This is a genomic window from Actinokineospora sp. UV203 (assembly GCF_056323665.1).
On sequence record NZ_CM150484.1, the window covers coordinates 3677147 to 3694921 of the forward strand.

The window sequence follows — 17775 nt, forward strand, 5'->3', positions numbered from 1 at the left end:
CAGTGGGCGAGGGATACAACGTCGACGTCGAGCAGATCCGTAAACACGCGGCGAACGTGGCGGCGATCCAGGCGCGCTTCGGCGCGGTCAAGTCCGCCAGCGCGCACATAACGCAAGACGACCAGGCGTATGGACTGCTGTGCGGGTGGATCTCCGGGGTGCTGGAAGGCAAGCACGTCAGGCAGGACGAGCTGTTCGCCTACGTCGAGGAGAACCTCGCTCTGGTGGTCAAGGCCCTTGGTGACACCGCCACGGAGTACGAGGCCATCGAGGACAGCAACACCAGCAGGATCACCTCGGCCTCCGGAGGCCTGCTGTGACCGAGCCTTCCCTGGTCGCCCCGGTCGAGTCCAGTCGCGAGGTGTGGACCGGATCCGGCCTGGCCGACAGCATCGAGGGCTTGGTCGACGCCATCAAGAGCGAAGGCTGGGTTGACGACGCACTCGCCGGGGCGACGCTCGCGGTCGAGGTGGCCGCCACCGTGCTGGACCCGATCAGCGCGCTGCTGGCCAACGGCCTCGGCTGGGCCATGGAGTACTTCGAACCGCTGCGCGAGATGCTCGACGAGCTGACCGGCAAACCCGACCTGGTCAGCTCCCACGCCGCGACCTGGACCAACATGGCCACCGAACTCCACGCCATGTCCACGGAACTGGGCACCTTCCTGTCCGACGACATGCCCGACTGGCAGGGCGAGGCGTCGGACGCCTACCGCGCGATGATGGTCAACAATGTCGACGCCATCGGTGGGCTCGCCGCCATCTCCGCGGCCATGGCGGCCGCCACGGAAGGCGCGGGCGGCCTGGTCGAGATGACCCGGGAGATCGTCCGCGACCTGATCGCCGACCTGGTCGCGCGCGTCATCGTCTGGGCGGTCGAGGCGATTTTCGTCGTCACGATCCCGGTGATCGCCTGCCAGATCGTCGCGGCCGTGGTCAAGTGGGTCGGGCGCATCCTCGTCTACACCACGGGCCTGATCACCAGCCTCACCAACCTCACCAAACTCCTCAACGGGTAGGCGGACGTGATCAGACTCCTCGCGATCCTCGCGCTCGTCGTCCGACTCGCCCTGCACCGCCGCAACCCCGGCGGGGGTGACGGCCCCAATCCACCTCCCGGCGGCAAGCCAGGGAGCGGGGACGGAAAACCGGCGCAGCGCACGGGCAAAGTCGACGCGAGCAGTGATGTGGGCAAAGCCCAGGACACCACCGCCGAGATCGCCAAGCAGGGACGACCGGGCGGTGAGCAAGGCAAGCCCGGTGAATCGACCACACCGAGCCAGCCGGGGCATACCCAACCGTCCAACGCGCCGAACCCGAACGCCCGGCCCGGCGGAACGCCGACCAACACAGAAGTCGGTAGCCCGAAACAGCGCGAGGGTCACCGGATCGAGAACGACTCGGCGACCATTCTCGCCAGGGCGGGCTACAAGATCAGCCAGAACACCGGCGAAAAGGGACGAAACGGTACCAGTGACCCGGACTACAACATCGACGGGAAGCTCTGGGATTGTTACGCGCCGAGCAGCGGAAACCGTGACAACATCCGCAGTGAACTCAAGGACAAAGCCAAAAAGCAGTCAGGCAGTATCGTCATCAACTTGGAGCGGAGCCCGATGACGGTGGAGGAGATGAAGGCCCTCCTCCCGCATGTCAAAGGGCTTGACGAGGTCAAGATCATCGACAAGGACGGCAACATCATCAATGCGTTCCCTCAGTAACGACAGGAGGTAGCCCGTGTCCATCACCTACAAACTCCAAATAGGGGCGTCAGTCGCCCCCAACGCTGTCGTGTCAGCGATGCTGGACGCGGCCGCGGACGCCATTGGTGATCATCAGGGCGCCAAGGGGTCACTGCGCGGTGGCGGGTGGTTCGAGGTCGAGGTCGCCGAGTACGACCCGCCGGATCCAGTGGAGGCGCAGTTCGGGTTCGCCCCGACGATCGACGTCTACTTCGGACTGAGCAAGTCCGGCGACTTCGAGTCTCAGGAAACCGACATGCTCCGCCTCGTTCTCGGCGTCCTGGCCAGGATATCGGGTGACGCCGTGCTCCATTTCGAACATGACGAGGTGTGGTTGCTCCGCCGTGATGGACGGGTGACCATCAACGGCGAGTTGTGGAAACCGCAGCAGCAAGCCCTTCTGTCGCAACCGTATGAGCGTGCGTCGTTGGCGTTCAACTGAGATTGTTCGCGAAACCAGCCGGTCTCGTCGCCTCCGGCGAACTGACGCCCTATGTGCGTGCTTTGCTCGGCGTGACCGTGACCGGGCTGTGGCAACTGGCGACCGTGTCCGCGGACGGCACGATCCCGCTGCCCGGAACCCTGGTCCTGGAGTCCCCCGCTGGGTTCGTCACGCTGTCCTACGCCCAGGAGGGGCTCTCCTGCCGAGGGCTGGTTCGGCGGGAGGAAATCCGCTGGGACACCGAGCCCGACCTGGCCATGGACAACCGCGGCGACGAGGAATGGCTCAGCTTGGTTCCGCTGGAGAACCGCGCGAACGTCCCCGAGTTGCCGCTGTTCATCGAGGTCGTGACCGGCTGGTTCGGCATCGGTGACTACCTCGACGTGTTCGCCCTGATCCTGGCCGGGCGCGGCCGGTCGCTGGTCATCATGACCACCGACGAGTTCGACCTGCGGTGCGCCACCCGCGAGGAAGCCCGCCACCGCGCCGACAAGGTAGCCGCCAACATGAACCTGGTGCTGACCGAACAGGAACAGCGGCTCTGACACATCAGGGCTTGATGTGGGTGGGAGGCGCGTCCACCGAGCAGCACATGCAGTCGCCGGGGTGGGGCGCCTCGGGAGCGTGTTCCTCGACGGCCAATACGTTCCCCCGGACCCCGAGCGCGAGCAGGCCGCCGACGACGGTGAGCCCGGCGCAGATCAGCAGGGCCGTCCGCCAGCCCGCGGTGAGCGCGACCGGGTCGGCGTAGGCGGCGCCCGTGAGTCCGGCAGCAGCAGGCAACACCGCGACTGCGAGCAAACCGCCGGTTCGCGCGATGGCGTTGTTCACGCCCGACGCGACACCGGCGTATCGGTCCGGCGCGGCGGCGAGCACGGTCGCGGTCACCGGGGCGACGACAACCGCGAGACCGAGCCCGAAGAGGGTCACCGCGGGCAGCACGGCGCCGAGATAGCTCGCCCCCGGCTCGACCCGCATCAGCAGCAGGGTCGCGGCGGCGACCAACATCGGGCCGCTGACGAGGAACCACCGCGGCCCGTACTTCGACGCCAGCGCGCCGAACCGGGCGGACAGCAGCAGCATCACGATGGTGATCGGCACGCCTGCGACGCCCGCGGCCACCGGCGAGTAGCCAAGCGAGATCTGCAGCTGCAGCCCCATGAGCATGAAGACACCGCCGAGCGCGGCGTAGACCGCGAACGTGAGGCCATTGGCGATCACGAAGGTCCGGTCGGCGAAGAGCGCGGGCGGTACCAGCGGGTCGTGGCCGCGACGCTGGCGCTGGACGAATGCCACGAGGGCGACGAACCCGGTGATCCCCGCGCTGAGCACCAGCCAGTCCAGACCCCGGACCGGCGCCTCTACCAGCGCGGCGGTGAGCCCAGCCAGACCGAGCGCGCCGAGGGCCGACCCGAACAGGTCGATCGGGCCCGCGGACTCCTCGTCGCGGGTTTCCGGCACGAACCGGAGCGCCATCCACACGCAATACACCGCGACCGGGACGTTGATCAGGAACGCCAGCCGCCACGACCAGGCCTGCACCAGCAGCCCGCCGACGAGCGGACCCGCCGCCGCCGCGATGCCGCCGAGACCGGACCATGCGCCGATCGCGCGGGCGCGGTCCTCACGGTGGAACACCGACTGCAGGATCGCCAGCGACCCCGGCGTCAGCAACGCGCCACCGACACCTTGGAGCACCCGGGCGGCGACCAGCATCTCCGTGCTCTGCGCGAGCCCACAGAGGACGGAGGCGGCGCCGAACCAGACGACGCCGATCAGGAACACCCGCCGCCTGCCGAAGCGGTCCCCCAGCGCGCCCGCGACCAGGATCAGCGAGGCCAGCGCGAGCAGGTAGCCGTCGAGAATCCACTGCAGACCGGCGACCGAGGCGTCGAGTTCATCCCCGATGCGCGGCAGCGCGACGTTGACGATCGTGCCGTCCAGCATCGCCATGCCGGAGCCGAGGATCGTTGTGGCGATCACCCCGCGGGCGGCGGGGGTGCCCCAGCGGACGTCGGTGATCACGGGCGATTAAGCGTCGCCACGAACTTGTACCGGTCGCCCCGATAGATCGACCGCACCCACTCCACGGGCTGCTCATCGGTGTCGAACGAGTGCCGAGACAGCAGCAGCATGGGCATCCCGACGTCGGCCCCGAGCAGGTCGGCTTCCTGCGGACCGCACAGCGCGGTCTCGATGGTCTCCTCCGCGTGGCCCATCTCGACGCCGAACCGCTCGCGCAGCACCTGGTAGAGCGAGCCGCCGTCGGCGACGTAGCGGCGCAGACCCCGGAACCGGCCCAGCGGCAGGTGGGTGGACTCGATGGCCATCGGCTCGCCGTCGGCCAGCCGCAGCCGGTGCAGCCGCAGCACCTTGGCGCCCGCGCGGATGTTGAGCAGGCGGGCCAGGTCGGCCTCCGCGGCGATCTCCGAGACCTCCAGCAGCTTCGACGACGGCTCGCGGCCCTGGGCGCGCATGTCCTCGGTGTAGGAGGACAGCTGCAGCCGCTGCGCGACCTTGGGCTCCGCGGCGAACGTGCCCTTGCCCTGGACCCGCAGCAGGCGGCCTTCGACGGTCAGCTCGGCGAGCGCCTGGCGGACCGTCGTGCGGGAGACGTCGAACTCGGTGGCCAGCGACCGCTCGGTCGGGATGGGCGAGCCTGCGGGCAGCGAGTTGAGCAGGTCAAGCAGGTGCCGCTTGAGCCCCCAGTACTTCGGCTCCCGCTGGGCGCGCGCGACAGTGTCCTGCCCCTCGGCCTCGGACATCTCCAACATGTGTCCTCCCACTACCCGCTACTCAGCCCGCCTACAGAATGCCCTGTCGCACGTCGTTCCCGCTCTCGCACCCGCGGGATTGCCCTCGGGAGTCCACTTCTCTACGATTGGTCTAGACCTTAGCGAAGGGATGGCGGATGACGGAACACCGACCGGGCGAGTCGATGCGGGCGGAGATCGATCAGCAGCCCGCGGTCTTCGCGGGCATCATGTCCCGCCGCGGCGACATCGCGAAAGTGGGCTCACTGATCGCCGCGCGGCGGCCCAGGTTCGCGTTGTTCGCCGCGCGCGGGTCCAGCGACCACGCCGCGCTCTACGCGAAATATCTGACAGAAGTGCTGCTCAAGCTGCCCGCGGGCTTGGTGTCGCCCTCGACCACGACGTTGTATCGCGCGGAGCCGGATCTCACCGACGTGCTCTACGTGACGGTCAGCCAGAGCGGCGGCTCCCCGGATCTCGTGGAGGCCACGCTCGCCGCTCGCGCGCGGGGAGCACTCACCGTCGCGGTGACCAACACGGCGGACTCGCCGCTGAACGAGGCCGCGGAGTTCTCCGTCGACGTCGGCGCGGGCCCTGAACTCGCGGTCGCGGCGACCAAGACGTACTCGGCGACCCTGCTGACGCTCTATTTGCTCGTCGACGCGATCCGCGGCCAGGACGGCATGGCGGCCCACGGCATCGATGAGTTCGCCGCGCGCGCCCTCGCCGCCGAGGGGGTCGAAGCGGCGGTCGCCCGGATGCGGTTCGCCGACTGGGTCGTGTGCACCGGCCGCGGGTTCTCCTCGGCGACGGCGGCGGAGGCCGCGCTCAAGCTGGCCGAGACCAGCTACCTGTCGGCCCGCGCCTACAGCGGCGCCGACCTGCTGCACGGCCCGATCGCGGCGCTCGACAGCGAGACGTCGGTCCTGGCGATCACCAGTGTCGGCGCGGGCGGTGACGCGATGGCCGAGGTGATCGACCTCGTCCGGCGCAGCGGCGCGGACATCACCACGGTCGGGTCCGCGTTCGGCTCGGAGATCGCGCTCCCGCGCACCGCCGAGGAGGTCGCCCCAATAATCGAGATCCTGCCGCTGCAGCGCTTGGCCTTGGAACTCTCCCTCGCCCGCGGCCGCGACCCAGACCACCCCCGCGGCCTCTCCAAAATCACCAAAACCAGATAGAGCGGGCACTCAGTTACCTAAGGGGGACCGTGACGAAACCCGACCACGGTCCCCACCAAACCGCACGCAGCACGCGGCGGGTGACCAAAACCCTAAAATTCCGGGGAGGCGGGGGAGCCCGCTCCGTCGAGGGGGTTGAACGGAGCGGGCGATCACCACGTTACGCCGAATGGCGTAATTATGACGAAGGAGGATGCGGTGGGCGAGGTCGCGGTAGGTGTCGACGCCGGTGGCACGGCGACTCGGGCGGTGGCCGTGACCGCGTCCGGCGAAGTGGTCGGCCGGGGCGAATCCGGTGGTGGAAACCCGAATTCGCACCCACCGGCGGCGGCGGCGGCCAACATCGGCGCGGCGGTCGCGGCGGCGGTCGGGTCGCACACGGCCGTCTCGTGCGTGTTGGGCATGGCGGGCGCGTCGGGACTGAGCGATCCCGCGGTCGCCGAGGAGTTCCGGTCGGCGCTGGCCGCGGCGGGCGTGCGCGCGCCCGCGCTGGTGCTGTCCGACGCGGAGGTCGCGTTCGCGGCGGGCACGGCCGACCCGGACGGGACCGTCCTGATCGCGGGCACCGGGTCCATCGCGATGCGGATCACCGACCGCAGGCACGCCTCGACGGTCGGCGGCTGGGGGTGGCTGCTCGGCGACGAGGGCTCGGCGTTCTGGATCGGGCGCGAAGCCGTGCGGACGACGATCCAGGCGGTGCAGCGGGGCGACCGGCTCGGACCCCTGGCGTCGGCCGTTCTCGATCTCGCGATCGGCGGGCCGGACAACGCTTTCGCCCGGTTGATCAGGGCGGTGAACGCGGACGCCCCGGTGCGGCTGGCCCGGTTCGCGCCGCTGGTCAGCCTGCACGCGGGTGATCCGGTGGCCGACGACATCATTGAACGGGCGGCTCGGGCGTTGGCGTCGCAGGCCGTCGAGGCGTGGTCCGGCGGGCCGATCGTGCTGGTCGGGACGGTGGCGGGGCCGGACACGCCTATTGGGGCGCGGCTTCGCGCGATCCTGGACGGCCATGACGTGCGGACCGCGAAGGACGGGGTCGCGGGGGCGGGTTGGCTGGCGGCGCGTGCGGCGTTCGGGGCGGGCGTGCCACATCCGTGTGGCGGCGTCACAGTGGTTTAGGCCGGGATGCGCGGGTGACGCAGGCCTGGGTGATCGTCGGGCAGCGAGCGGCGGAGGATGACCGCGCTGGCGGCGACGACGACTCCCACGAGCGGCCAGGACAGCGCCACCTGCGCGATGCCAAGGGCGAGGGCGTTGCCGGAGAGCCAGAGCGCGCCGAAGACCAGGGTGCGGATGCCGTACTGGCCGAAGACCCACACCCAACTCGCCCGGCCGTACGCGCGCAGCAGGTCCGGGTCGCGGCGCCAGCGCGCCTTCTGCCCGAGGATCGCGCCGACGACAACGCCGAGCAGTGGCCAGCGGATCAGGATGGACACCGCCCAGGCGAGCCCGCTGGCGATGTTGACGAGCAACCGCAGCAGGAAGAAATCTTCGGCGCGGCCGGTGTAAAGGACGACGAGCGCGGCGGCGATGATCGCGGCGAGACCGCCCAGCGCGGCTGTGATCTTGGCCCCAGTGATGAGCCGGTAGGCACACAAAGCGCAGGCAGCGGCGACCGCCACGCCCGCACCCCAGCCGATGTGGTGATCCGTCAGCAACCAGCCAAGCAGGAAGGCCAAAGGCGGTACGGTGGCGTCGACCGCGCCCCGACGCCCGCCGAGCAGGTCGGCGAGGGTGTCGGAAGAGGCGGCCACGCGTACAGCCTGCCGTACGCCGAATCTGTTAGGTAGTCCTAACTCGGGATATCGAACAGGAAATGAGTGGTCACCAGCGGTAACTGATTCTACGCTTCGGTAACCGACGGTGGCGTAGGTCGGGAATGCCACGGCATTCTGGGCGTTTGATCGGGGTGGGAGATAGATCGGCTCGCGGCGGGAGGGGGACGGCGATGCACGGGTGGTCGAGCTGGGTCGCGCTCGGTGACAGCTTCACCGAGGGGATGAGTGACGAGGGGCCGGATGGCCACTTCGTGGGCTGGGCGGACCGCCTGGCCGCGATGATGGCGGAGCAGAGTCCGGGGTTTCAATACGCCAATCTGGCGTTGCGCGGGAAGATGCTCCAGGAGATCATCGACGAACAGGTGCCGATCGCGGTGCGCACGCGCCCGGACGTGGTGAGCCTGTGCGGCGGCGGGAACGACCTGATCACCCCTGGCCGCGACGCCGACAACGTGGCGGCGCTCTTCGAGGAAGCCGTCATCGAACTGCGGGCGGCTGGGTGCACGGTCGTGATGTTCACCGGCCCGGACCCGCAGGTGCAGCCGCTGCTGCGCCGGGTGCGCGGCAAGGTCGCGATCTACAACGGACACCTGCACGCCATCGCCGAGCGCCACGGAGCCATCCTGGTCGACCTGTGGTCCATGAACGTCCTCCACGACCGCCGCTCCTGGTGCGACGACCGGCTCCACTTCTCGAGCGACGGCCACCGCCGCATCGCCCTTCGGGTCGCGGAGGCCCTGTCGGTGCGGACCGGCGACGACTGGCGTGAGCCGCTGCCGCCCGCCGAGCCGAAGCCGTGGCTGCACTCGCGGCAGGCCGACCTCGCGTGGACCACGACGCACCTCATCCCGTGGATCCGCAGGCAGATCATGGGCGAGTCGATGGGCGACGGCCTCGCGCCGAAGCACCGGGAACTAGGCCCCTATCGCGAGTCCCGCCCGTACCTGGGCGACGACCACGCCGCCAACGTCTAGGCCGTTCCTACCCCTGACGAACGACCGGCCGGCTCTCTCCCCCCAGGAGCGCCGGCCGGTACGTCTGGCCCGCGCACCCCCAAGCCGCGCAGCCCAATGGCACCTGACTGGGCGCCGCGGCCAACCCTGCCGGCGACTCGATCATCCCCACTAAACCGTCGCTAAACCCACCGAATGTCGAACTCACTTGCCCGAGCGTCGAACTCGTTCGCCTGGCGGGGCGACTCGCGTTCCACGCGAGTCGCCCCTTCCAGCAAGTGAGTCGCCCCTTCCGGCAAGTGAGTTCGACGTTCAGGGGGTTGGGGGGAGGGAGGCCAGGGCGGCGCGGGCGGCGTCGGCGGCTGGGGACTGGGCTTGGCGGTAGCGCTCGATCGCGATCGTGAGTTCCGTGCGGGCGGCCGCGATGTCGCCGCTGTCGCGAAGGGACCGGGCCAGGACTTCGCGGGCGAAGGCCTCCGTGAGTTCCAGGCCGTTGACCTCCGCCAGCGCCACCGCCTCCCGCGCGTTGGCGGCGGACTCCGTCAGCAGGCCCAGTTCATGCTCCAGCTCGGCCAGGTTCGCCAGCGCCAAGCCCACGAAGCCGAGGTCCCCCACCTCCCGGTACAGCCCGACCGCCGTCCGCTGCGGCTCCAGCGCCGAGCCCGGCTCCCCCAGGTTCAAGTGGACCTGGGCGATGTTGTTGTGCAGGTTCGCCTCCCCCAACCGGTACCTCGCGACCCGCGCCAGCGACAGGGCCTCCCGGTAGCCGCCGAGGGCTTCCGCGAAGCGCTTCTGGCCGTACCAGGCGCTGGCTCGCGTGTTGTGGGCCATCGCGCTGAGTTTGGGGTCGGCGAGGTCCGCCGCGAGCAGCACAGCGGCGTCCGCGTCGGTCATCGTCTCGTGTTCGGCGCCGAAGCGGGTCAGCAGGACGCAGCGGCTGAGGTGCAGCAGCACTTGGCCGCGCCGCTCCCCGCACGCTCGCGCCGACGTGAGACCCAGGTCCAGCAGCCATTCCCAGTCGTCGCGGCGGGAGCGGACTCGGCGGTAGTCGCCCGCGACCCTGGCCAGCTGCCAGACCTCTCGGTGCAAACCGGCGTCGGCGCAGGCGGCCGCGACGGCGAGCAGGTTGGGCCACTCGCGGTCGAACCAGTCCAGCGCGGCGTCGCGGTCGGGGATTTCGGGACATGGGGAGGCAAGAGGCGAGATGTCGTCGTCGACCGCCCGGAGGTGCCTGCGGCACGTGTCGGCGGCGTAGAGGTAGTGCCCGGCCACCGCCCGCAGCGGCTCCACACCGGACCCGGCGAGTTCGCGCGCGAAGAGGCGGACCAGGTCGTGCATGCCGTAGACGTCCCGGTCCAGTTCCGAGACCAGGAACGACCCGGCGAGCACCCGCAGCGTGGCCCGCGCCCGCGCGATGTCGGTCCCGCACAGCGCAGCCACCGCGTACGGGCTCACCCACTGCCCCGGAAACGCGCCGAGCGCCCGCAGCGTGGCCGCGTGCGGCTCGTCGAGACGACGGACCGTGACGTCCAAAGCGGCCCGGACACTCGTGTTCGCGTCCTCCACATCGAGGGCGCCCAGCCGGGTGCGCTCATCGGAGAGCTCCGCCACCAGGTCACCGACCGTCCACTGCGGACTGACAGCGAGCCGTGCGCCCGCGATCCGCAGCGCCAGCGGCAGGAACCCGCACAGCCGGGCCAGCCGCGCCCGCTGCGCGCGTTCGGCGGTGTCGACGGGCGGACCCGCCGCGTGCTCGATCAGCTGCACGGCCGCGTCGGCGGCCAGGGTGTCCACGACCCGCAGCCGCGCGCCGTCGGCGACCAGTCCATCGAGTCTTCGCCTGCTCGTGACCAGCACCAGCGACCGCCCGGCTCCTGGCAGCAGCGGCCGGACCTGCTCGGAGTCGCGGGCGTCGTCGAGCAGCACGAGGACCTTGCGGTCGGCCAGCAGCGACCGGAACAGCGCGGCCCGCTCGGCCACATCGGACGGGATGTCCACCGCGGCGACACCGAGCGCCAGCAGGAACCGGGTGAGCACGTCGGCGGCGTCGAGCGGCGGGTGCCGCGGGTCGAATCCGCGCAGCGAGACATACAACTGACCGTGGACGAACTCGCGCGCGACCTGGCTGCCCCACAGCAGCGCCAGCGCGCTTTTCCCGATCCCCGCCGGCCCGGCGAGGACCGCGACCCCCGCGCCGCGCACCCCGTCGAGCCACGCCAGCTCCGACTCGCGCCCGGCGAAGCCCGAGGGCGGCGCGGGCAGCTGGGCCGGGTTCAGCACCCCGAGCCGCGGGCTGACCACCGGCTCCGCCCGCGGCTTCAGCAGCCGCTCGTCGTCGCGCAGCACCCGGCTGTGCAGCTCACGCAGGCCAGGGCCTGGGTCGAGGCCGAGTTCGCCCGCCGCCCGCTGGGCGAAGCGCTGGTAGATCTCCAACGCCCCCGCCCGCCTGCCCGACCGGTAGAGAGCCAGCACCAGCTGCCCGACGAGGTGCTCCCGGAACGGATGGGTGTCGACCAGCGCCGCGAGTTCGCCGATCACGTCGTCATGCCTGCCGAGTTCGAGGTCGGCGTCGATGCGGGCCTCGATCACCGCGAGCCGCAGCTCGGCGAGTTCCGGGGCCCGGACCCGGTCGCCGATGTCGGACAGCTCCGGCCCGCGCCACAGCGCCTGCGCCCGGGCGAGCATCTCGGAGCGGACCTCGGGTTCCCGCCCGCGCGCCCCCGCGAGCAGCCGCCGGGCCATCGAGACATCGATCCGGCTCTCGTCGATCACCAGCTGGTAGCCCGCCCCGGTCGTCTCGATCGACGTCGCAGGGTCCAATGTGGACAGCCACTTGCGGGTGCGGGACACGTAGCCCTGCACGATCGTGCGGGCCGTCACCGGTGGTTCGTGGTCCCACAAGATGTCGACAATCCGCTCGATCGGAACCACCTGATTGGGTTCCAAAAGCAGGATCGCGAGCAACCCCCGCAGTCCCGGCCCGCCGATGGAGTGCAGTTGGTCCCCCACCACCACACCGACCGGGCCGAGCACGCAGAAGCGCGTTCCGTCGTCACCACTTGAGTCCACCACGCCACCCCCAGGTTGACGCGCCCGTCCCCACGGGCGCGTTCACACACCGCAGACAACCTAAGGGCAAACGGGTGGTGACGTAGGGGGTACTCGAAGAGTCAGCCGATTGGCGCACACCCCGGGGTTGTCCGTTCCCGATTCGGACGACCCCGGGGCGCACTCTCCATCGAAGTTGACCGACAGCGCACCGGACTGCACCCCGAGTGCGGTCACAGCGGGCTCTTGGTCAACATCCGACGAAGCATCTCCGCATCGCGGTTCGCGACAACTTAGCAAACCGCGAGCGATCGGTCATCTTCTGGTGGCGATGAACGACGGCCGCGGCTGAGCGGCGGCGAACGGCTCCACCAGTTCGTTCTCCACACTGTTGAACACGACGAAGATATTGGACCGCGGGAACGGCGTGATGTTGCTGCCCGATCCGTGCATGACGTTGGAGTCGAACATCAGCGCCGACCCGGCGGGCCCGGTGAACTGCTCGATGCCGCACGCGTTCGCGAGCGTGGTGATGTCGGCTTCGCTCGGCACGCCGATCTCCTGCATCGACAGCGACGCCTTGTAGTGCTCGTCGGGCGTCTCGCCGACGCACGGGATGAACGTGCGCTGCGAGCCGGGCATGACCATCAGGCCGCCGTTGAACGGGAAGTTGTCGGTCAGCGCGATCGACATGCTCACCGCGCGCGGGCTCGGCATGCCGTCCTCGGCGTGCCAGGTCTCGAAGTCCGAGTGCCAGTAGAAACCCTTGCCGCGGAAGCCCGGCATGTAGTTGACCCGGCTCTGGTGGACGTAGACGTCGGAGCCGAGGATCTGCCGCGCCCGCTCGATCACCCGTGGGTCGCGCACCAGTTCGGCGATCAGGCCGCTGATCTTGTGCACCTCGAAGATCGAGCGGACCTCCCGCGACTTCGGCTCGACGATCGTGCGCTCGTCGGCTTTGAGCTTGTCGTCAGTCGACAGCCGCCGCAGCTCGTCCTGGAACGCGCGCACCTCGGCGGGGCCGAGGAGGTCCTGGAACACCGAGAAGCCGCGCGCGTCGTGGGCGACCAGCGTCGCCGCGTCGATCGGTCCGTCCACTCCGGACCAGACGGTGGGCTCGAGCCGGGAGATCGGCTCGAGCCGGTCTCGGGTGCGGGTCCGGTAGCGGTCCTGCGTCGAGAGCGTCACCGCGCTTCTCCTTCGGTCGTCAGCAGCGGGTACACACCGTTCTCGTCGTGCACCTCGCGGCCGGTCACGGGCGGGTTGAACACGCAGACCGTGCGCATGCGGGTCTTCGGCCGCAGCTGGTGACGCTCGTTGCCGTCGAGCAGGTAGAGCGACCCGGGCGCCAGGACATGCGTCTCGCCGGTCTCCTTGTCGAGCAGCTCGCCGTCGCCCTCGACGACGAACACGGCCTCGACGTGGTTGGCGTACCAGAAGTCGTTGACCGTCCCCGGCTCCAGCGTCGTCTCGTGCACCGAGAAGCCGACGCCCTCCTGCGCGAGGATGATCCGCTTGCTGCGCCAGTTCGGGGTCTTGACGTCGCGTTCGGTGTCGGTCAGGTCGTGCACCGAGCGGACGATCACCGCAGGCCTCCCAGGGTCGCGGCGACGGCGTCGCCGACGACCGCCAGGCCTTCCTCCAGCTCGGCGTCGGTGACGGTCAGCGGCGGCATGATCTTGGCGACCTCGCCGTCGGGGCCGGCGGTCTCCATCAGCAGACCCCGGTCGAACGCGGCGCGGCACACCTTGCCCGCGATGTCGCCGTCTACGAACCGCAAGCCGCGAGCCAGACCACGGCCCTTGGCCTTGAGCGCGGCCTCGGGGTAGGCCAGCGCGAGGTCGGTCAGCGCGCGGCCGACCTGCTCGCCCTTGGCCAGCGTGGACTTCTCCAGCGTGTCGTCGGTCCAGTAGGTCTTCAGGGCCTCCGTGGAGGCGACGAACGCCGGGTTGATCCCGCGGAAGGTGCCGTTGTGCTCGCCCGGCTCCCAGACATCGAGTTCCGGGCGCAGCAGGGTCAGGCCCAGCGGCAGGCCGTAGCCGCCGATGGACTTCGACAGGCACACGATGTCGGGTTTGATGCCCGCGGCCTCGAAGCTGAAGAACGGCCCGGTCCGGCCGCAGCCCATCTGCACGTCGTCGACGATCAGCAGGATGCCCTGCCGCTGACACAGCTCCGAGAGGCTGCGCAGCCACTCGACGCTGGCGACGTTGATGCCGCCCTCACCCTGCACGGTCTCCACGATGACCGCGGCGGGCTCGTTGAGGCCGCTGCCGCTGTCCTTGAGCAGGCGCTCGAACAGCATGAAGTCCGGGGTGAGGCCGTCGAGGTAGTTGTCGAACGGCATGGGCGTGGCGTGCACCAGCGGGACGCCCGCGCCGCCGCGCTTGAGCGAGTTGCCGGTGACCGAGAGCGCGCCCAGCGTCATGCCGTGGAAGGCGTTGGTGAAGTTGATGATCGACTCGCGGCCGGTGACCTTGCGGGCCAGCTTCAGCGCGGCCTCGACGGCGTTCGCGCCCGCCGGGCCAGGGAACATGATCTTGTAGTCGAGCTCGCGCGGGGCCAGCACCGTCTCGCTGAAGGTCTCCAGGAAGTCCCGCTTGGCGACGGTCTGCATATCCAGCGAGTGCGTCACACCATCGCGCTGGATGTAGTCGATCACGGCCTGCTTCAGAATCGGGTTGTTGTGCCCGTAATTGAGCGCTCCGGCTCCGGCGAAGAAGTCGAGGTAGCCCTGGCCATGCTCATCGAAGATCCGACTGCCGCTAGCGCGATCGAATGTCACCGGCCAGCTCCGGCAATAGCTCCGCACCTCGGATTCGATCATGTCGAAAACGCTCACTGCTCTCCATCCCATTCGGAAAGTCGATTCGGTAGAGGTCTTCAGCCTCGTGGTCGTCCGGGAACTGATCGGCGTCGAACAGCGCGCTGCGGCGCAGCCGCGCGGCGTGCCGGTCCGCCAGCGAGGCGAACAGGCCGATCGAGGGACCGTTTCCCGGCGTGATGGTCGTCTCCAGGTGATGCACCCCCTGAGCTGCGACGCGAGCCATCAGGTGGTCGAGGAGCCGACCACCGAGACCCGATCCGCGCTGCGACTCGTCGACGGCGATCTGCCACACCACGACGGTGTCCGGCCGCTCGGGCCGGATGAATCCGATGACGAAACCCACGACCTCATCGTCGACGCGCGCGACCGCGGATGTCTCCGCGAAATCCCGGCACCACAGCAGATAGGCGTAGGACGAATTGAGGTCGAGCGCGCGTGAATCCCGCGCGATTCTCCAGATCGCCGACCCGTCCGCTATGGACGGAGCGCCGATTTCCTCCCGTTCCCGTTTTCCCGACATGCCACGGCAAGGTAACAGGGTCGTTTCACGCATACCGGTTGCCCGATCGGCGCGCGACCGGTTAACCAGCGGTTTCGTGAATACCCCCGTGAGGATGACAACACCACGGTTGTGCGGCCCGCTGACACCGTGTTACCGCACTATCCCGATGATCGGGAGCTTTCCCACAGGTCGATGCCGGAATCCACCGCGTACCGGTCGATCTCGGCAAGCTCGTCGTCGGTGAATGGCGGCCCGTCGACCGCCCGCAGGGTGCTCTCCAGCTGCTCGACCGAGCTGGCGCCCACCAGCGCCGAGGTGACCCGCTCGTCGCGCACCACCCAGGACACCGCCAGCTGGGCGAGCGTCTGCCCGCGGGACTTGGCGATCTCGTTGAGGCCGCGCACCCGCCGCAGGTTGTCCTCCGACAGCATCTCGGGCAGCAGCGAGGAGTCCCGGCTGCCGCGCGAGCCGGAGGGAACGCCGTCGAGGTACTTGTCGGTCAGCAGGCCTTGCGCCAGCGGGGAAAACGCGATGCAGCCCACACCCAGGTCGCCGAGGGTGTCGAGCAGTTCGTCCTCGACCCAGCGGTTGAGCATCGAATACGACGGCTGGTGGATGAGCAGCGGCACCCCGGCTGCGCGCAGCAGCTCGGCCGCCTGGCGGGTCGCGGTCGGCGAGTACGACGAGACGCCGACGTAGAGGGCCTTGCCCTGCTGCACGGCGCTCGCGAGCGCGCCGACGGTCTCCTCCAGCGGCGTGTCCGGGTCGAACCGGTGGGAGTAGAAGATGTCGACGTAGTCCAGGCCCATCCGCCCGAGCGACTGGTCCAGTGAGGACAGCAAGTACTTGCGCGACCCCCACTCGCCATAGGGGCCGGGCCACATGTCGTAGCCTGCCTTCGTGGAGATCACCAGCTCGTCGCGGTAGGCGCCGAACTCGCGCTCCAGCGCCCGGCCGAAGTTGCGCTCGGCCGAGCCGTAGGGCGGGCCGTAGTTGTTGGCCAGGTCGAAGTGGGTGACACCGAGGTCGAACGCGCGGCGCAGGATCGTCCGGCCGATCTCGTGCGGCTGGTCGTCGCCGAAGTTGTGCCACAGCCCGAGGGAGACGGTGGGCAGCTTCAGCCCGCTGCGACCGCACCGCCGATAGGGGATGCGGTCATACCGGTCGTCCGACGCGACATAAGCCATACGCCCGACCGTAGTTGCGCTCGCCACACCCCGCACGCCGCGAGTCCCCAACTCCCGACAGCGAGTTCTCACTTCGACCGACTTGTCCACCGGCCGAACTGGAATTCATTGTCGGGAGTTGGGGACTCGCGGGTCAGTGGGCGAAGTTCTCGACGAGGATCAGCTGGAGCTCGCCGACGCCGAAGCCGAGGACCGCGCCGACGGTGATCAGGATCCACTCGTCCTGCTCGAACGCGGGCCGGATGAGCTCCTCGAACTCGTCCTCCGACATCTCCTGCATCTTGGTGACCAGGGTGTTGCGGATGTCCATCGCGTCCTCGGCGTAGGACTCGATGTGGGTCATCGTCTCCGGGAGCCGGGCGATGACCTTCTCCGCGATGCTGTTCTTGATCGCCTGGTAGCGCCCGCTGCCCACGGCCAGCATCACCAGCGGCCGGGCCGCGCCGGACTGCTTGTCGATCACGGTCCGGACCTGGGCGGCGACCAGCGCGAACAACCGGTCCGACAGCGGCCCGCGCAGGACCGCCTCCATCACGTTCTTCGGGGTGATGATCTCGCGCGCGATCAGGTCGCCGTAGTCCGCGGCGACCTCCTTGCGGCGCTTGAGGAACAGGCCCTGCCACTCGAAGATCCCGAGGTAGCGGGTCGGCTGCTTCGGATTGAAGATCATCTTTAGGGCGAGCCAGTCGGTGAACCAGCCGGTCAAGCCACCGAAGATCGGCATCACCCACGGGTTCTTCAGCGCCGCCCAGGCGAACATCTGCACGAAGCCGATGACGAAGCCGAACACGATGCCGGACCGGGCGATGAACTGGAACTCCTTGCGGCCCGCGTGCTGGAAGATCCGGTTGAGCAGCGCCTTGTCCCGGACCAGGTTCGTGACGACCATGTCCTTGAGGTCGAACACGGCGTCGATGTCGTTCTTGACCGTCTCCAGCAGCGATGCCACCACGCCCGGCGCCTCGGCCTGGATGTGCCGCACGATCCGGCTCCGCACCTGCTCGGGCAGGTTCTCCCACAGCCCCGGCTGGAACTCGTGGGCGATCTCGGCGGCGATTTCCTCGACCCCGGCGAGCAGCGGCTTCTCGATCTCCTTGACCACGCGCTCCGGGTCGAGCCTGCCCATCACCTCGCTCGCCGAGATCAGCCGGTCGGTCATGGTGTCGACCGCGATGCTGGCCATCCGCGCGGCCCGCCGCGGCACGATGCCCTGCCAGCCGAGATACGGCTTCCTGCCGACGAACTCCAGCGGCTGGAACATCATCCGGATGGCGACGAGCTTGGTGACGTAGCCGATCAGAGCGGCGATCAACGGCATCGACGCGTAGACCATCCAGTTGGTCTGGAAGTCCGCGATCATGCT

At 69.3% G+C, this 17775-nt stretch carries 18 protein-coding genes; 8 read left to right on the top strand and 10 right to left on the bottom strand.

Features of this window, described 5'->3' with window-relative positions; translation table 11 throughout:
* Positions 1–2: 2 nt before the first annotated feature.
* The 5 genes from ACUZ2Y_RS17345 to ACUZ2Y_RS17365 are packed head-to-tail and all read left to right on the top strand — an operon-like array spanning position 3 to position 2728.
* On the top strand, positions 3–320 hold the full coding sequence (locus ACUZ2Y_RS17345; protein WP_476320058.1) for a type VII secretion target: 318 nt from the start codon (positions 3–5) through the stop codon (positions 318–320).
* Complete coding sequence (locus tag ACUZ2Y_RS17350) at positions 317–1018, top strand: WXG100 family type VII secretion target (protein WP_476320060.1); 702 nt, start codon at positions 317–319, stop codon at positions 1016–1018. The genes ACUZ2Y_RS17345 and ACUZ2Y_RS17350 overlap by 4 nt, the downstream gene beginning before the upstream one ends.
* Positions 1019–1024: 6 nt before the next feature.
* Positions 1025–1720 carry a CdiA C-terminal domain-containing protein gene (locus ACUZ2Y_RS17355; RefSeq protein ID WP_476320062.1) on the top strand — a complete coding sequence of 232 codons (696 nt, stop codon included), beginning with the start codon at positions 1025–1027 and terminating at the stop codon, positions 1718–1720.
* A 16-nt stretch (positions 1721–1736) separates the two neighbouring features.
* Positions 1737–2183 carry a SitI3 family protein gene (locus ACUZ2Y_RS17360; protein WP_476320064.1) on the top strand — a complete coding sequence of 149 codons (447 nt, stop codon included), beginning with the start codon at positions 1737–1739 and terminating at the stop codon, positions 2181–2183.
* Between the two features lie 2 nt (positions 2184–2185).
* A complete protein-coding gene (locus ACUZ2Y_RS17365; RefSeq protein WP_476320066.1) occupies positions 2186–2728 on the top strand; it encodes a hypothetical protein in 543 nt (180 codons plus the stop codon).
* A gap of 4 nt (positions 2729–2732) precedes the next feature.
* Here the strand turns inward: ACUZ2Y_RS17365 and ACUZ2Y_RS17370 are convergent, their stop codons facing one another.
* Positions 2733–4208 (bottom strand): MFS transporter, encoded by a 1476-nt coding sequence (locus tag ACUZ2Y_RS17370; RefSeq protein WP_476320068.1) that lies wholly within the window; start codon positions 4206–4208, stop codon positions 2733–2735.
* Positions 4205–4957, bottom strand: coding sequence for a GntR family transcriptional regulator (locus tag ACUZ2Y_RS17375; RefSeq protein ID WP_476320071.1), 753 nt, complete (start codon positions 4955–4957; stop codon positions 4205–4207). The genes ACUZ2Y_RS17370 and ACUZ2Y_RS17375 overlap by 4 nt, the downstream gene beginning before the upstream one ends.
* A gap of 137 nt (positions 4958–5094) precedes the next feature.
* Here ACUZ2Y_RS17375 and ACUZ2Y_RS17380 point away from each other — a divergent pair, with 137 nt between their 5' ends.
* The gene (locus ACUZ2Y_RS17380) at positions 5095–6117 is read left to right on the top strand and encodes an SIS domain-containing protein (protein WP_476320074.1); all 1023 of its coding nucleotides are present in this window, start codon (positions 5095–5097) and stop codon (positions 6115–6117) included.
* Between the two features lie 180 nt (positions 6118–6297).
* A complete protein-coding gene (locus ACUZ2Y_RS17385) occupies positions 6298–7236 on the top strand; it encodes an N-acetylglucosamine kinase (protein ID WP_476320077.1) in 939 nt (312 codons plus the stop codon).
* Here the strand turns inward: ACUZ2Y_RS17385 and ACUZ2Y_RS17390 are convergent.
* Positions 7233–7871 carry a DUF3159 domain-containing protein gene (locus ACUZ2Y_RS17390; RefSeq protein ID WP_476320080.1) on the bottom strand — a complete coding sequence of 213 codons (639 nt, stop codon included), beginning with the start codon at positions 7869–7871 and terminating at the stop codon, positions 7233–7235. The two genes, ACUZ2Y_RS17385 and ACUZ2Y_RS17390, sit on opposite strands and share 4 nt — an antisense overlap.
* 194 nt (positions 7872–8065) lie before the next feature.
* Here ACUZ2Y_RS17390 and ACUZ2Y_RS17395 point away from each other — a divergent pair, with 194 nt between their 5' ends.
* Positions 8066–8869, top strand: coding sequence for an SGNH/GDSL hydrolase family protein (locus ACUZ2Y_RS17395; RefSeq protein WP_476320082.1), 804 nt, complete (start codon positions 8066–8068; stop codon positions 8867–8869).
* Between the two features lie 291 nt (positions 8870–9160).
* Here the strand turns inward: ACUZ2Y_RS17395 and ACUZ2Y_RS17400 are convergent, their stop codons facing one another.
* From ACUZ2Y_RS17400 to ACUZ2Y_RS17430, 7 genes are all read right to left on the bottom strand, one after another.
* A complete protein-coding gene (locus tag ACUZ2Y_RS17400; protein ID WP_476320084.1) occupies positions 9161–11917 on the bottom strand; it encodes an AfsR/SARP family transcriptional regulator in 2757 nt (918 codons plus the stop codon).
* A 294-nt stretch (positions 11918–12211) separates the two neighbouring features.
* Positions 12212–13084: an ectoine hydroxylase gene (gene thpD, locus ACUZ2Y_RS17405; protein ID WP_476320086.1), complete on the bottom strand. Its 873-nt coding sequence runs from the start codon at positions 13082–13084 to the stop codon at positions 12212–12214.
* Complete coding sequence (locus tag ACUZ2Y_RS17410) at positions 13081–13482, bottom strand: ectoine synthase (protein ID WP_476320088.1); 402 nt, start codon at positions 13480–13482, stop codon at positions 13081–13083. The genes thpD and ACUZ2Y_RS17410 overlap by 4 nt, the downstream gene beginning before the upstream one ends.
* Positions 13479–14738, bottom strand: a complete 1260-nt coding sequence (gene ectB / locus ACUZ2Y_RS17415) for a diaminobutyrate--2-oxoglutarate transaminase (RefSeq protein WP_476320090.1) — start codon at positions 14736–14738, stop codon at positions 13479–13481. Before ectB ends, ACUZ2Y_RS17410 begins: the two co-directional genes overlap by 4 nt.
* Positions 14662–15276 carry a diaminobutyrate acetyltransferase gene (gene ectA / locus ACUZ2Y_RS17420; RefSeq protein ID WP_476320092.1) on the bottom strand — a complete coding sequence of 205 codons (615 nt, stop codon included), beginning with the start codon at positions 15274–15276 and terminating at the stop codon, positions 14662–14664. Before ectA ends, ectB begins: the two co-directional genes overlap by 77 nt.
* A gap of 107 nt (positions 15277–15383) precedes the next feature.
* Complete coding sequence (mgrA, locus tag ACUZ2Y_RS17425; RefSeq protein WP_476320094.1) at positions 15384–16412, bottom strand: L-glyceraldehyde 3-phosphate reductase; 1029 nt, start codon at positions 16410–16412, stop codon at positions 15384–15386.
* Positions 16413–16545: 133 nt separating this feature from the next.
* Positions 16546–17772, bottom strand: coding sequence for a DUF445 domain-containing protein (locus tag ACUZ2Y_RS17430; RefSeq protein ID WP_476331892.1), 1227 nt, complete (start codon positions 17770–17772; stop codon positions 16546–16548).
* Positions 17773–17775 lie beyond the last annotated feature (3 nt).

Excerpts from the sequence above, each read along its gene's own strand:
- ACUZ2Y_RS17375 (WP_476320071.1), bottom strand. The coding sequence starts at position 4,957 with ATGTTGGAGATGTCCGAGGCCGAGGGGCAGGACACTGTCGCGCGCGCC.
- ACUZ2Y_RS17380 (WP_476320074.1), top strand. The coding sequence starts at position 5,095 with ATGACGGAACACCGACCGGGCGAGTCGATGCGGGCGGAGATCGATCAG.
- ACUZ2Y_RS17385 (WP_476320077.1), top strand. The coding sequence starts at position 6,298 with ATGACGAAGGAGGATGCGGTGGGCGAGGTCGCGGTAGGTGTCGACGCC.
- ACUZ2Y_RS17395 (WP_476320082.1), top strand. The coding sequence starts at position 8,066 with ATGCACGGGTGGTCGAGCTGGGTCGCGCTCGGTGACAGCTTCACCGAG.
- ectA (WP_476320092.1), bottom strand. The coding sequence starts at position 15,276 with ATGCGTGAAACGACCCTGTTACCTTGCCGTGGCATGTCGGGAAAACGG.
- mgrA (WP_476320094.1), bottom strand. The coding sequence starts at position 16,412 with ATGGCTTATGTCGCGTCGGACGACCGGTATGACCGCATCCCCTATCGG.
- ACUZ2Y_RS17430 (WP_476331892.1), bottom strand. The coding sequence starts at position 17,772 with ATGATCGCGGACTTCCAGACCAACTGGATGGTCTACGCGTCGATGCCG.